The sequence below is a fragment of the Bacillus sp. FSL R10-2780 genome, from assembly GCF_038006125.1.
GTDB lineage: Bacteria > Bacillota > Bacilli > Bacillales > Bacillaceae_G > Bacillus_A > Bacillus_A cereus_U.
In genome coordinates, this window is the sequence record NZ_JBBOUQ010000001.1 from 1,706,450 (window position 1) to 1,719,731 (window position 13,282).

Below are 13,282 nucleotides of genomic sequence, written 5' to 3' on the forward strand. Positions count from 1 at the left end.
TACTATGCTTTTTACCCTTATGACAGAAGAATTCTATGAAATAAAACGTTAAATAGTTTAAAATTATCAGATAACACTAGATATTTTAGTCTATTAATTATTATAATAGACTATGAGATGGTTATATAATTGAGACAAAAAAGGTAAATACCTAGGTGGGGCCTAGGCGGTGTTTTCTTTTTACGGCTTAGATATAAAAACACCTACTCTTTTTTGCCAATATAGGGGATGGAGAGATTATCATGAGCAACATGCAGCAAAAAACAGACGTTATCTTAATTGGCGCAGGAATTATGAGCGCAACGTTAGGATCATTACTTAAAGAATTGGCACCTGAATGGGAAATTAAAGTATTTGAAAAACTCGCTAATGCCGGAGAAGAAAGTTCTAACGAATGGAATAATGCTGGTACAGGACATTCTGCGCTATGTGAGCTTAACTATACGTCCGAAAAATCTGACGGGTCTATAGATATTGGTAAAGCTGTAAAAGTAAATGAGCAATTTCAACTTTCAAGACAATTTTGGGCGTATCTTGTTAAGAGAAACTTAATTCGTAATCCACAAGATTTTATTATGCCACTACCTCATATGAGTTTGGTGCAAGGAGAAAAAAATGTGGAGTTTCTAAAAAACCGTTTTGAAGCGCTTTCAAAAAACGCTCTATTCCAAGGAATGGAATTTTCTGATGCTCCTGATACATTAAAAAAATGGCTTCCACTCATTATGGAAGGTCGTAACTCTAATGAACCGATGGCTGCAACGAAAATTGACTCTGGAACAGATGTTAACTTTGGTGCGTTAACGCGCATGTTGTTTGATTACTTAAAAATTAAAAATGTCGAGCTAAACTACAAACATAGTGTTGAAAATATTAAACGTACGAAGAACGGTTTGTGGGAAGTAAAAGTACACGATATGAATAGTGGTAAAATCGAACACCATACTGCAAAGTTCGTCTTTATCGGCGGCGGTGGTGGTAGTCTACCTCTACTTCAGAAGACTGGTATTCCTGAATCAAAACATATTGGAGGATTCCCAGTAAGTGGACTATTTATGGTATGTAAAAACCAAAAAGTTGTAGAGCAGCATCATGCAAAAGTATACGGAAAAGCTAAAGTTGGCGCTCCGCCAATGTCTGTACCTCACCTTGATACAAGATATATAGACAACAAAAAAGCTTTACTGTTTGGACCATTTGCAGGTTTCTCGCCTAAGTTCTTAAAAACTGGATCAAACCTTGATTTAATTGGTTCTGTAAAACCGAATAACGTCTTAACGATGTTAGCAGCTGGTGTAAAAGAAATGGGATTAACAAAATACTTAATCCAACAAGTTATGTTATCACACGAAAAGCGTATGGAAGAATTACGTGAGTTTATTCCGAACGCTAAAAGTGAAGATTGGGATACTGTCGTTGCTGGACAACGTGTGCAAGTAATTAAAGATACTGATGCAGGTGGTAAAGGAACACTTCAATTTGGTACAGAAGTTGTTAGTGCAAATGACGGATCAATCGCTGCGTTACTTGGCGCTTCTCCAGGTGCTTCTACTGCGGTTCACGTTATGCTTGAAGTATTAGAAAAATGCTTCCCAGAACGTATACTAGCATGGGAGCCAAAAATAAAAGAAATGATCCCTTCTTATGGCGTATCACTAACGGAAAATCCAAGACTGTTCCAAGAACTTCACGCTTCAACAGGACGCACACTTGGGTTAAATGAAAAAGAAGCTGTTCACAATTAATGAATAGATTAAAAAAACGACATAATAAAAACGTCCGATATATTCGGACGTTTTTATTTTCTACTAGAAATTATACTTATCGATATTATCTTTCGTAAATACAACTCGTTCAGGTAATACGATAATACCATTTCCTTCTGCCTCATAGTCATACCCTTGAATAGAGTTCGGCTCTACTTTCACTTTTCCGATTCCTTTTACTTCAAAGCTATCCCCGACTTTTAACTTCTTCCCTTTTACAACAATTTCATTTGCAACATAAGTTGCTAGTGCACCTTGTTGTTTTACATCCCATAATCCAAATTGTTGTACTGTTTCTCGTTTCACATAATCACGCATAACGTTCGGTGTCGAAAACCCCGTTACGACTACTTTCTTATCCATTTTCAAATTCTCAGCTGCTTGTGCCATTGCTGGTAGTGCTGTTGCATCTGGACATATTACTGCGTTAATATCTGGATATGTTTTTAAAATGCTCTCTCCAACTGATAAAGATTTTTGCGCATTATTTTCACCGTATTGCGTTGTTACAATTTCCCAATCCGGATATTTCTCTTTAATAATCTCTTTCGCCTTCGTTACCCACTGATTTTGATCTGTTACAGTCGGGCTTGAATAAAAGAATGCTACTTTTCCTTTATCCCCAATTTGCTTAGAAGTCATTTCAATTAATAAGTTTGCAAGTTGATCTGGTGTACCTTGGCTAATATAAAACGAACGGTCTTTCGGATTCACATCAGAATCCCACGTTAATACTGTCATCCCTTTTTTCTTTGCACGTTGTAATGATTGCGAGAGACCATCAACTGACGTAGATGAAACCATAATTGCATCATAGTTTTGGTTAATAAAATTGTTTATATATTTTACTTGCCCTGATACACTTGCCTCAGACGGTCCATCGTACTTCACTTGTACACCTAACTTATCTCCCATCTCTTTTGCACCTTCACCACCTGATGTGAAAAAGCCAACTCCCGTTAATTTCGGAATGAACGCAAATTTTACATCATCTGCTTTTTTCTTATCCGCAGTTTGGCTAGAACAAGCAATTAAACCGATTAAACAAATACACATAATAATAACAATCCCCAGTTTTCTCTTCATGACATTTCCCCCTTATGCAAATTCCTTCTTTTCCCCGTAGTGAATCGTTGTAATTTGAAATGTCTCATAATAACAGAAACAATAAGGATAATACCTATTACTACATTAGATTGTTCATTCGTTAAGCCCGTCATTTGCAAACCGTACTGCATGAGTCCTATAAAAACACTCGCTAGTACTGTCCCAATAATACTCCCTTTTCCGCCTGTAATTAGTGTGCCGCCTAATACAACTGCCGTAATAACTGGCAAAATGGTTTCACTTCCAATATCAGCACGAGCAGAACCGAAATACGCGGTTAAGAAAGCTCCTCCTAATCCACCTCCTAACCCAGAAAGTACGTAAGCAGTAATCACTACTTTCTTCGTTCGAATTCCGGAATATTTCGCCGTACTTTCATTTGCGCCAGTTAATTTTGCGTGGCGACCGTATGTTGTACGGTGAAACAATATCGTAAATACTATCGTTAAAATGACAAGGAGCCATAATAAATTAGGTATACCGATAAAACTACCATTTGCCAGTTGCACATACGAATCTGGTAAACCACTTATTCCTTCATAGCCCGCTGCACCCGAACCACCTGAAATAACAAGGGCGATTCCTGCATATAAAAACATCGTTCCAAGTGTAACGACAAGAGGTTCTACATCTGTCATTTTTATAATAAGTCCATTTAATCCGCCCGCTATGCAACTTATTACGAGCGCAATGATAACGGCTAACAGTATAGGCATGCCATTCATCCAAAGTACTCCGATAAGAATCGAAGTAAGCCCCATAATAGATCCTACTGAAACATCAATTCCGCCAGTTACAATGACAAATGTCATCGGAATAGCCGCGATTGAAATAATGAGGAAATCGTTCATACTAAAAAGGAGGTTACTAATGTTTAAGAAATCACTATTTATGAAACTAAAGAGAATGAATTCTACGAGAAGCAATATGAGAAGAACCCCTTCCCATCTATACAAGCTACGTATTCCCCTCATAGATTCACCCTCCTTTCTTCTAATTGCCGGAGTTTCTTCCATTTTTTTAAGACACTATCTAATATGATGATGAGTAAAAGTAAAAATCCTGAAATAGCACTATTCCAAAATGCAGGTATTTTTAAAAAGACGAGTGAACTGCTTATCACTTCTAAGAAGAATGCACCTAATGCCGCTCCAAATATTGAACCTGTTCCTCCTTTTAAATGAATACCACCTAAAACAGCAGCAGCGATAACTTGCAATTCTATCCCTGTACCTGTTTGATTTGGAACGAATCCAATATTCATTACGAATATACATCCAGCGAACCCAGCGCTTATGCCTGATATGATAAACGCGTATATTTTCACTTTATCTACATGTATTCCAATAAGCCTTGCACCATCTTCATTATCACCGACCGCATAAAAATATCTTCCAATTTGAACTTTCATTAAAAAGAAATATAGCAGCAGTAATATGATAAGAACGGTCCATACCGTTATCGGAATCCCTAACATCATAATAGAAGAAATTTGTTTATACTCATTCGGAATATCTTCAATCCACTTTCCGCCCGTAAATATTAACATTACGCCTCTAATAATCCCGAGCATTCCTAATGTCATAATGATAGCTGGCACCCTAAATTTCGTAACGCCAATTCCGTTTACCATACCAATAAGGGCGCTAAGTATAATTGCCGCAAATATTGAAATAAAGGCACTGTATCCATCTGTTAACAACATCCCGCAAACCGCAGCGCTTAATCCCATAATAGATCCTACTGATACATCTATATTTTTCGTAAACAATACGAAAGATTGACCAATTGCCAAAACAACTAAAATAACGCTTGATTTCATAATTAAAGATAAAGAGCTAAACTGAACAAAACTAGGGTTCATTACTCCAACGAAGGCTATGTAAAGAAGTAATAAAATAATAATAGACGTCTCATGCATTTTAAATAAACGGTTCACTCCGTTACACCTCCCTTTCCTCCGTACGCAAGGCGTGTAACTTCATCAATACAAATTTCCTTCTTCTCCAAATGAGAGACGAATTCTCCGTTTCTCATCACATAAACACGATTCGCTAATTGAACGATTTCTTCCATATCTGAAGAAATTAATATGATCGCAAGTCCCTCTCTCTTCAAACTTTGTATCGTTTCGTATACTTCTAGTCTTGCTTTCGCATCAATACCACGGGTCGGTTCATCAAGAATAATCACTTTCGGATTACATGCAAGATATTTCGCTAACACGACCTTCTGTTGGTTCCCACCTGATAAAGACGTCATTTTCTCATTCATATGAGGGACAACAATTCTAAACTGTTTTATATACAACTCTGATAAAGCGCTTTCTTTTTTGTTATTTAAAAAGAAGCTACTCATACTGTTTAAAGATGCAGCTGTTATATTTTCTTTCACAGACGCAATTGAAAAAATGCCATTCCCTGCCCGGTCCTCCGGTACATACACCATACCTTCCTTTATTCGCTTATGTACCGAATACTTCGTAATGGATTTTCCCTCTAATAAAACAGAACCTGATTTCAAAGGCATTAATCCAAATATTGATTCAGCTAATTCAGTCCTACCTGATCCGACGATACCTGCAATCCCGACAACTTCTCCAGCGTGTACAGTTAATGATACATTTTGAAACGCATAGCTTGACGCATTCGTGACATCTAATAGTTTTTCCGAATGCTCTGTTTCCTCTTGTATGATCTCTTTTTTCTCCTCAAATTTATATCCTTTCGGTAATAACCCCTCCATTAGCATGTCATATGTATACCTTGATACATCACCTTGACTTACAATCATTCCGTCACGTAAAATTGCTACTTTATTCGCAATTTCAAAGATTTCTGGAAAACGATGCGTAATGTAAATCATGCCAATTCCTTTTTCTTTTAAACTTTTCATCAACACAAAAAGACTCTTAATTTCGTGAGTTGTTAATGTCGATGTTGGCTCATCTAAAATAAGAATCTCAGCTTCCCTTATTAATCCCCTCAATATTTCTACTAATTGTTGCTGGGCAATGGATAACGATAATCCTAAATCCTGAAGTTGAATGTTCCAGCCTAAGTCTTCTAGCAACTTATTAATTTTATTTCGAAGTTCTTTCTTTTTCGCTTTCATTCCGATACAAATATTCTCTTCAATTGTCATATGCGGAAAGATGAGTGGCTCTTGTGGTATTAAATATATGCCATGTTGATGTGCTTCTGCTGTGTTTGAAAACTGTTGTATTTCCCCTTTCACATACATCTTGCCAGCATCGTATGAATACAAACCCGTTAATATTTTCATTAATGTTGATTTCCCGGCACCATTTCCTCCGACTAAAGCGTATACATCTCCACGCTCTAATTGTAAATTGACTTCTTTTAATACGAGTTGACCTGAAAAAGATTTACTCATTTTTGTAACTTCTAATAAGGGCACGTTCTCCACATGTTGTCACCTGCCTTTATGCAGAACATTTTTTGAGAAAATGATTTTTTGTTCTACTTGTTTTGTAGCATTGTATATTTATTTTTTCATATCTAGAACACTTTTTTCACTGGACTATTTTATCGCTTCAACTGGAATAAACAAAATAACGAACACATATGTTTAAGCAGTGGTCAATTGTTGAAAGGGATGAAGAGTATGTCACAGCTCAACTTTGAAGACAATTTGTTAACAAAAGTAGCTTGGTACTATTATAAAGATCAATTAACCCAGCAAGAAATTGCTTCACTTCTTCACATTTCAAGAAATAAAGTCGTTCGGTTGTTAGATAAAGCACGGACGGAAGGTGTCGTCACATTTCACGTAAAAGGTACTGGTTTGCACTGTTTAAGCATCGAACGTGACCTTATGAAAAAATTCCATCTAAAAGATGCTTTCGTTATTCCAACGCCAACTGAGGATTATGCATTTTCACTCGGAAAAGCTGCCGCACAATATTTAGAAACTCATCTGCAACAAGGAGATTTACTTGGGATTGGCTGGGGAGAGACGATAAGTAAAATGCTAGAAAACATTCATTTTGATAGCTCTATGAATCTTTCAATCGTTACTCTTACAGGAGGCGTAAATCACTATATTCCAAGAAACCAAAGCTATTTAAACTACATGCAAGGCGATCTTCATATTATTCCTACCCCTTTTCTTACATCTACAAACGAAATGACGCAAATTATTCTATCTGAACCGAGCGTGAAAGATATGCTTCACGTCGCTTCACTCGCTCATACAGCAGTAGTTGGCATTGGAAGCTTATCTCAAGACGCCACAATTGTGAAAGAAGAAAAACTAACGCTACGTGAAATGACTTATATACGTAGTCAAAACGGGGCCGGAGATATTTTAGGGCAATTTTATAATACTAACGGAAAACAATTAGAACTTCCTCATCATAATCGTCTTATCGGCACACCACTCTCTGTTCTTCAAAATATGAAACATGTCGTTGGTGTAGCTGGCGGTACGGAAAAGATAGATGCAATTTACGGCGCCTTAAAAGGAAAGTTCATTCATACATTAATTACGGATGAAGAAACTGCCCTCTCCTTATTAAGAAAGGAAGGTGACTCTTAATGTCTACTCTATTAGCTTACGACGCTGGTACAGGGAGCATTCGAGCAGTTCTTTTTGATTTAAACGGTAATCAACTTGCCGTTAGTCAAAAAGAGTGGGTTCATAAATCAGATAGTCGTTACCCTGGTTCTATGAATTTTGATGTAACAGAAAACTGGCAGCTCGTTCAAAAATGTACGAAAGAGGTTCTTCAAAAAAGTAATACGTCCCCCTCTTCTATTAAAGGTATTAGTGCAACGAGTATGCGTGAAGGCTTTGTTTTATACGATAAAAACGGGCAAGAAATATGGGCTTGTGCAAATGTTGATGGCCGCGCATCAGCGGAAGTTAGTGAGCTAAAACAAATTCGTTCCGAAATTGAAGAAGGTTTATATAGAAAATCAGGTCAAACTTTTTCGTTAGGTGCTTTACCTCGCTTACTTTGGATTAAAAAACATGAACCAGACGTGTACAAAAACATTCATTCCTTTACGATGTTAAACGATTGGATTTTATATAAATTGTGCGGCGCACTGCAAATTGATTCTTCAAATGGATGTACATCCGGTATATTCGATTTACAAAATAGAGCTTGGGATAACTGGGTTGCTGAGCAATGCGGTCTTACTCTAGCCTTTTCTCCAAAAGTAAATGAAGCTGGTACAGTTATCGGAAATATCACAAAACGAAGTGCTGAATTAACAGGATTACATGAAGGAACACCGGTCGTTGCTGGCGGCGGTGATGCTCAAATGGCATCACTCGGAACTGGAGTTGTTAAGCAAAATCAAACATTAATATGCGGGGGTAGCTTTTGGCAGCAAGAAGTAAATATAACAAAACCAGAAACTGATCCAAATGCGGCGATTCGTGTTAATTGCCACGTCATTCCTAACCTATGGCAATACGAAACAATCGCCTTCTTCCCTGGCCTTGTTATGAGATGGTTTCGAGATGCTTTTTGCCAAGAAGAAAAAAGGCTCGCTGAAAAACTCGGTGTAGATGCTTATGAATTACTAGAAGAACAAGCAAAAGAAGTACCTGTAGGTTCACATGGCATAATCCCCACTTTTTCAAATGTAATGAATTATATTTCTTGGCGACATGCTGCACCATCCTTTTTAAATTTAAGTTTAGATGCTGAAAAATGCGGTAAGAAAGAAATGTTCCGCGCAATTGAAGAGAATGCCGCCTTCGTTACACTCGGCAACTTGAAATTAATAGAAGCTCTCACAGGTAATTTCCCTTCTGAAGTAACCTTTGCTGGCGGCGCTGCTAAAGGTAAACTTTGGCCACAAATACTAGCAGATGTCCTCGGAATCCCTGTTAAAGTACCCGTTGTAAAAGAAGCCGCTGCTTTAGGTACGGCAATTGCCGCTGGAGTTGGCGTAGGCATTTTTGAATCGATGGAAGAAACTGCCGAACAATTTGTACAGTGGGAAAACACATTTAAGCCAAACGCTGAAAATCATGAGCTTTATAAAGGATTCTATGAAACATGGAAAACAGTGTATGCTAGCCAACTTTCTTTAGCTGATAAAGGCCTCACATCACATATGTGGATTGCCCCAGGTGCGCTGTAACACATTACATAAAGGAGTGATTTCTATGCTTAAAGTGAATGAGGATGATTTCACCTATCGCTTCGGTGATAACGGGCCTAAATATTTAATACAAGGTCCAAATATCGATCTTGGCCTAGTCGTTATTCAGCCTGGGCAAGAGTTTCAAAATCACTATCATACAACTTGCGAAGAAGTCTTCTATGCGTTAGAAGGCGAAATAGATTTCTATGTGAATAACGAGAGAGTTCCGATCAAACAAGGTGATGTCTTGCAAGTTCGACCTCATGAATCTCATTATCTTATTAACCATTCCGATAAGCCTTTTAAAGCTGTTTTTATAAAGTCACCACATTTACCAAATAAAGATACTGTACAAACTGAAAATCCAACATTAACGAAGGAGTGATTCCTAATGACTTGGGGATTTAAAAATCGATTAAATACAATTTTACCTGACGGCAGAGCAGTTATGTTAGCGATAGATCACGGCTACTTTTTAGGACCGATTCACGGACTTGAACAACCGTTAGAAACAGTTAAAAACTTGCTTCCATATACAGACTCCCTCTTTTTAACACGAGGTGTACTCAGCTCCTGTATACCTGAAAACTGCAGCACACCGATGGTTATGCGTGTATCAGGCGGGGCAACTGTAGTCGGCAAAGATTTAGCGAATGAAACAATTGTTACACCTGTGAAAGAAGCAGTAAAACAAAACGCAATTGGCGTCGGCGTTTCTGTCTTTGTCGGATCAGACTATGAAACACAAACTGTTTCAAATCTCGCAAATGTAGTATCTGAAGCTCACGATTACGGCCTGCCAGTACTCGGTATTACCGCCGTTGCGAAAGAATTACAAAAACGTGAAGCTCGCTTCCTAGCACTCGCTTCCCGCGTATGTGTTGAAATGGGAGCTGACATTATTAAAACATATTACTGCGAAGGATTCGAAAAAATTACGAGCACATGCCCTGCCCCAGTCGTAATCGCGGGCGGCCCAAAACTAGATTCAATCGAAGACGCATTAAACATTACGTACAATGCGCTGCAAGAAGGCGCAATCGGCGTAGACATGGGCCGAAACATATGGCAGTCCGAACATCCAGCTGCGATGATTCAAGCAATTCATGGCATTGTGAAAAATAGATTGAATGTGAAAGAGGCGCTGGAACTATATAATGATGTGAAAAATTAAGGGGAAAATGACAGACTATATATTATAACCGGTTCGGTTCAGGGGTGTAAAACTTGTTTTGACACTCAAAATACACAAAGAAAAGGATGGCAAGTGCCATCCTTTTTGACATACATTGAACTTTTATTGTTTTCAAGTTAACTTCTTCGACTAACGAGCCAGAAATTTTAATCAACCTTTAACTTTATAGCTTTTGTAGCAATAAAAGTTTTAATATGCTTATCTAATATCCTTGTTCCACCAAAATCATCCTCATAAAAACCCATTACAACAAAACCAGCTTCAATTTGACCTTGGATTTGATCTTCTAGAGTATGTGCGTATTCTATTGTTTGATTTGAATTAATGTAATCTTGAACTTCATCCTCTGGTAAATAATCCAATGTTGATGAAGGTATTGAATGTTTAACATCCAAAATACCTTTTTGTTCTTGATTGTCATCAAAAATCCATAGTAAAGGATTTGTAAATCCAGAAATAAGAATACCTTTATTCTTTAAAACCCTTGAAATCTCATTCCATACAAGATGAACATCTTTTACAAACAAATTAGAAACAGGATTTACGACAATATCAAAATATTCATCTTCAAAATCACTAAGGTCTGACATATCTCCTTGTACTGTTTTTAAAGTTAATCCATCCCGTTCCGCTACCTTTTCATCTTGTTCCAATTGCTTCTTAGATATATCAGTAACTGTTACATCTGCTCCAGCAGCAGCCAGTACTGGTGCTTGTTGCCCTCCACCTGATGCTAAACAAAGTATCTTTAATCCCTCTAATGACTTCGGAAACCAATCTCTAGGAACTGATTTTTCTGTGGTGACTGTGATCTCCCATTCACCTGATTTACTTTTTTCAATAACCTCACTACTTACAGGTTGAGTGTATCTCGAACCTTCTTCAACCTTCTTATCCCATGCATTACTGTTTTGTTGTGTAGTATCCATTATAATGATTCCTCCTAACTATCTAGTTGCATTTTAATTGTGACATTATTAACTATTTATACCCTTTTTCTATTAACCTGCCGATAGTTAATAAATGGTTTTCTATATTTATTTTAACACATAAACATCCTATTTTCGCAATATTTAAATTAATTGATTATATTGTAAAAAATGAGAATTGTTTCAGTTATAATAAAATATGAAACCAAAAATAAAGGAAAAGAGGAATGATTATGCAACGAATGTCTTTTGAACGCCCTACTGATCATTACGATGAACGCTTATACTCTATTGATGAAAAAATTTGCGCCCTATTAAAAGAAAGAAAAGAACTTTCGAATGGGAACCCAGGATTTCCGCCTGATGAGGCTACTTCTAATTGGGCAAAGCAGTACGGATTTTATCCAAACTATTTAAATTCATTATTCTCTTCCATGATGGACGAAGAAGAATTTAAACCTCGGGTTGAACCGGCTAAGTTTAAAAAACATATACCCGTTTTAAAAACTTATGAACGTAATGGAACAGTATATACTGTAACCTTTATTCGTCAATATTCTAATGCTAGCGTAATTTACTTATATAAAGAATGGGATTCGAAAAACAAAATACTTAATGAAATAAATACACATAGCCTTGTTGAATTATCTATAAATACTACATACGATTGCTGGTCAGAAGGATGGACTGGAACAGATGGACATGTTAGCTACCAATTTGTAGTTTCCCCTACTCTTCCTAATAATCTCTCTGGAATTAGCTTATTATTTAAAGAACAAAGTATGCCATTTATGAAAGATCAAGCTATGCTTGAGTTTGAAATTCGGTTAGATTAATAAATAAATAAATAAAGGAGCTGTCTCATAAGTCGGATTTCTGACTAAAAGATGCGTTATTTTATCCCTTTTAATCTATTTATCTAAAGGCGTGTATTTATAGTGAAAAATGAAAAGAAGATCGGAACTGAAAGGCTGATTAAGGAACTATTGGGTAGTAATAAAGTTACTCCACTAAAGGGCCATATTGTGTAATTGGAATATGATTAATAGAGAAGCAGAATGTTTTATACTAATGTAGAATGCTTATCTTGAATCTTTGCGAAAGGAATGTCTATATATGTCTAAAATGGTTAACATGCTTTCTATTTTATGGCTCCTCAAAACGAGAAAACAATTGACTGCTAAGGAATTAGCAGAGGAATTAGAAATCAGTATTCGTACGGTGTACCGCTATATTGATGCTCTGTGTGCAAGTGGAGTACCAATTATTTCAGATGCAGGGCATAATGGTGGGTACAGTTTACTGAATGAGTTTACAAAGGCACCTTTGTTTTTTAATTTGGATGAGCAGAAAGCGCTTGTCCATGCTGCAAAATTTGCAATAGATGCAGGGTATCCCTTTAGTGAAGCGCTAGATGCATCAATTTCTAAATTGAAAATGTATACAAACGAGGAACAATTGAATCATATCAATCGTCATTTAAGAGGGTTTGAAGTCATCCATCCTACTGTCGAACCCTCTTTGAAATCTATTCTTCAAGATTTAGAAATTTCTGTTGCCGAAAGTTATAGGTTATTTATTGTTTATCGTAAGGGGGGAGAAATCGAACCTCAATCACGTCATATTGATCCTTATGGTCTTGTTTATTGGAAAGGCAAGTGGTACACAGTGGCTTATTGCCATCTGCGTAAAGAAATTCGAAGTTTTCGAATCGATCGTATTCAATCATTATCCAGAACAGATAAAAAATTTGATCGGCCCTTGGAATTTTCAGCGCGTTCTTTCTTTCTAAAAGACATTTTACCTGATTCAAACCAACTTAAAGAACTCATTTCTGTCCGTATCCAAGGCATGCCACATGCGCTTGATGATTTATGTCAGCATTGGTTATTTAACCATGCTTTAATAGAACGAAAAAACAATCAAGCTCTTTTTAAGGTTGATATAGAGTCTATTCATACTTTTGTACCTTACTTCCTTCTCCCTTATGGTAAATCTATTAGCATTCTGGAACCAACTTTATTACAAGAAAGATTGGCAACTATCAGCTTTGAATTATTCAATCATTATAAAAACCCTTCACTTCACTGACCGTAATTGTCAGTGAAGTTTTTTTATAATGTACATGTAGCGAATTAAATTTTTAGGAGGCATAAAAAT

General features: G+C 36.8%; 12 protein-coding genes. 7 read left to right on the forward strand and 5 right to left on the reverse strand.

All coding sequences use genetic code 11. From position 1 onward, the window contains the following. Positions 1-242: 242 nt before the first annotated feature. Complete coding sequence (locus NSQ47_RS08910) at positions 243-1,745, forward strand: malate:quinone oxidoreductase (RefSeq protein WP_341036660.1); 1,503 nt, start codon at positions 243-245, stop codon at positions 1,743-1,745. 63 nt (positions 1,746-1,808) lie between these two features. On the opposite strand, the gene lsrB is transcribed toward NSQ47_RS08910, so the two are convergent. From lsrB to NSQ47_RS08930, 4 genes are read right to left on the reverse strand one after another with little or no spacing between them, the layout of a single operon-like run. Next, complete coding sequence (gene lsrB, locus NSQ47_RS08915) at positions 1,809-2,852, reverse strand: autoinducer 2 ABC transporter substrate-binding protein LsrB (RefSeq protein ID WP_341036662.1); 1,044 nt, start codon at positions 2,850-2,852, stop codon at positions 1,809-1,811. Continuing rightward, complete coding sequence (locus tag NSQ47_RS08920) at positions 2,849-3,847, reverse strand: ABC transporter permease (protein ID WP_002110489.1); 999 nt, start codon at positions 3,845-3,847, stop codon at positions 2,849-2,851. Before NSQ47_RS08920 ends, lsrB begins: the two co-directional genes overlap by 4 nt. Further along, entirely contained in the window at positions 3,844-4,812 is a 969-nt protein-coding gene (locus tag NSQ47_RS08925; RefSeq protein WP_002110490.1) for an ABC transporter permease subunit, read from the reverse strand. The genes NSQ47_RS08920 and NSQ47_RS08925 overlap by 4 nt, the downstream gene beginning before the upstream one ends. Continuing rightward, positions 4,809-6,302 carry a sugar ABC transporter ATP-binding protein gene (locus NSQ47_RS08930; protein ID WP_340824420.1) on the reverse strand — a complete coding sequence of 498 codons (1,494 nt, stop codon included), beginning with the start codon at positions 6,300-6,302 and terminating at the stop codon, positions 4,809-4,811. The genes NSQ47_RS08925 and NSQ47_RS08930 overlap by 4 nt, the downstream gene beginning before the upstream one ends. 198 nt (positions 6,303-6,500) lie before the next feature. Here NSQ47_RS08930 and NSQ47_RS08935 point away from each other — a divergent pair, with 198 nt between their 5' ends. From NSQ47_RS08935 to lsrF, 4 genes are read left to right on the forward strand one after another with little or no spacing between them, the layout of a single operon-like run. Next, positions 6,501-7,433 carry a sugar-binding transcriptional regulator gene (locus NSQ47_RS08935; protein WP_199692884.1) on the forward strand — a complete coding sequence of 311 codons (933 nt, stop codon included), beginning with the start codon at positions 6,501-6,503 and terminating at the stop codon, positions 7,431-7,433. Next, the gene (lsrK, locus tag NSQ47_RS08940; protein WP_340824424.1) at positions 7,433-8,995 is read left to right on the forward strand and encodes an autoinducer-2 kinase; all 1,563 of its coding nucleotides are present in this window, start codon (positions 7,433-7,435) and stop codon (positions 8,993-8,995) included. Before NSQ47_RS08935 ends, lsrK begins: the two co-directional genes overlap by 1 nt. Before the next feature lie 25 nt (positions 8,996-9,020). Then, a complete protein-coding gene (locus tag NSQ47_RS08945) occupies positions 9,021-9,383 on the forward strand; it encodes a cupin domain-containing protein (RefSeq protein WP_000921867.1) in 363 nt (120 codons plus the stop codon). Positions 9,384-9,389: 6 nt separating this feature from the next. Beyond that, positions 9,390-10,172 carry a 3-hydroxy-5-phosphonooxypentane-2,4-dione thiolase gene (gene lsrF / locus NSQ47_RS08950; protein WP_002084866.1) on the forward strand — a complete coding sequence of 261 codons (783 nt, stop codon included), beginning with the start codon at positions 9,390-9,392 and terminating at the stop codon, positions 10,170-10,172. A 167-nt stretch (positions 10,173-10,339) separates the two neighbouring features. On the opposite strand, the gene NSQ47_RS08955 is transcribed toward lsrF, so the two are convergent. Next, entirely contained in the window at positions 10,340-11,122 is a 783-nt protein-coding gene (locus tag NSQ47_RS08955) for a class I SAM-dependent methyltransferase (protein ID WP_340824427.1), read from the reverse strand. A 233-nt stretch (positions 11,123-11,355) separates the two neighbouring features. Here NSQ47_RS08955 and NSQ47_RS08960 point away from each other — a divergent pair, with 233 nt between their 5' ends. Further along, complete coding sequence (locus NSQ47_RS08960) at positions 11,356-11,958, forward strand: hypothetical protein (RefSeq protein WP_340824429.1); 603 nt, start codon at positions 11,356-11,358, stop codon at positions 11,956-11,958. 280 nt (positions 11,959-12,238) lie between these two features. Further along, positions 12,239-13,213 carry a helix-turn-helix transcriptional regulator gene (locus tag NSQ47_RS08965; protein WP_002200118.1) on the forward strand — a complete coding sequence of 325 codons (975 nt, stop codon included), beginning with the start codon at positions 12,239-12,241 and terminating at the stop codon, positions 13,211-13,213. Positions 13,214-13,282: the final 69 nt, after the last annotated feature.

Coding starts and splice junctions, on each gene's coding strand:
- NSQ47_RS08920 (WP_002110489.1), bottom strand. CDS start 3,847: ATGAGGGGAATACGTAGCTTGTATAGATGGGAAGGGGTTCTTCTCATA.
- NSQ47_RS08935 (WP_199692884.1), top strand. CDS start 6,501: ATGTCACAGCTCAACTTTGAAGACAATTTGTTAACAAAAGTAGCTTGG.
- NSQ47_RS08910 (WP_341036660.1), top strand. CDS start 243: ATGAGCAACATGCAGCAAAAAACAGACGTTATCTTAATTGGCGCAGGA.
- NSQ47_RS08955 (WP_340824427.1), bottom strand. CDS start 11,122: ATGGATACTACACAACAAAACAGTAATGCATGGGATAAGAAGGTTGAA.
- lsrB (WP_341036662.1), bottom strand. CDS start 2,852: ATGAAGAGAAAACTGGGGATTGTTATTATTATGTGTATTTGTTTAATC.
- NSQ47_RS08945 (WP_000921867.1), top strand. CDS start 9,021: ATGCTTAAAGTGAATGAGGATGATTTCACCTATCGCTTCGGTGATAAC.
- NSQ47_RS08965 (WP_002200118.1), top strand. CDS start 12,239: ATGTCTAAAATGGTTAACATGCTTTCTATTTTATGGCTCCTCAAAACG.
- NSQ47_RS08960 (WP_340824429.1), top strand. CDS start 11,356: ATGCAACGAATGTCTTTTGAACGCCCTACTGATCATTACGATGAACGC.
- lsrK (WP_340824424.1), top strand. CDS start 7,433: ATGTCTACTCTATTAGCTTACGACGCTGGTACAGGGAGCATTCGAGCA.
- lsrF (WP_002084866.1), top strand. CDS start 9,390: ATGACTTGGGGATTTAAAAATCGATTAAATACAATTTTACCTGACGGC.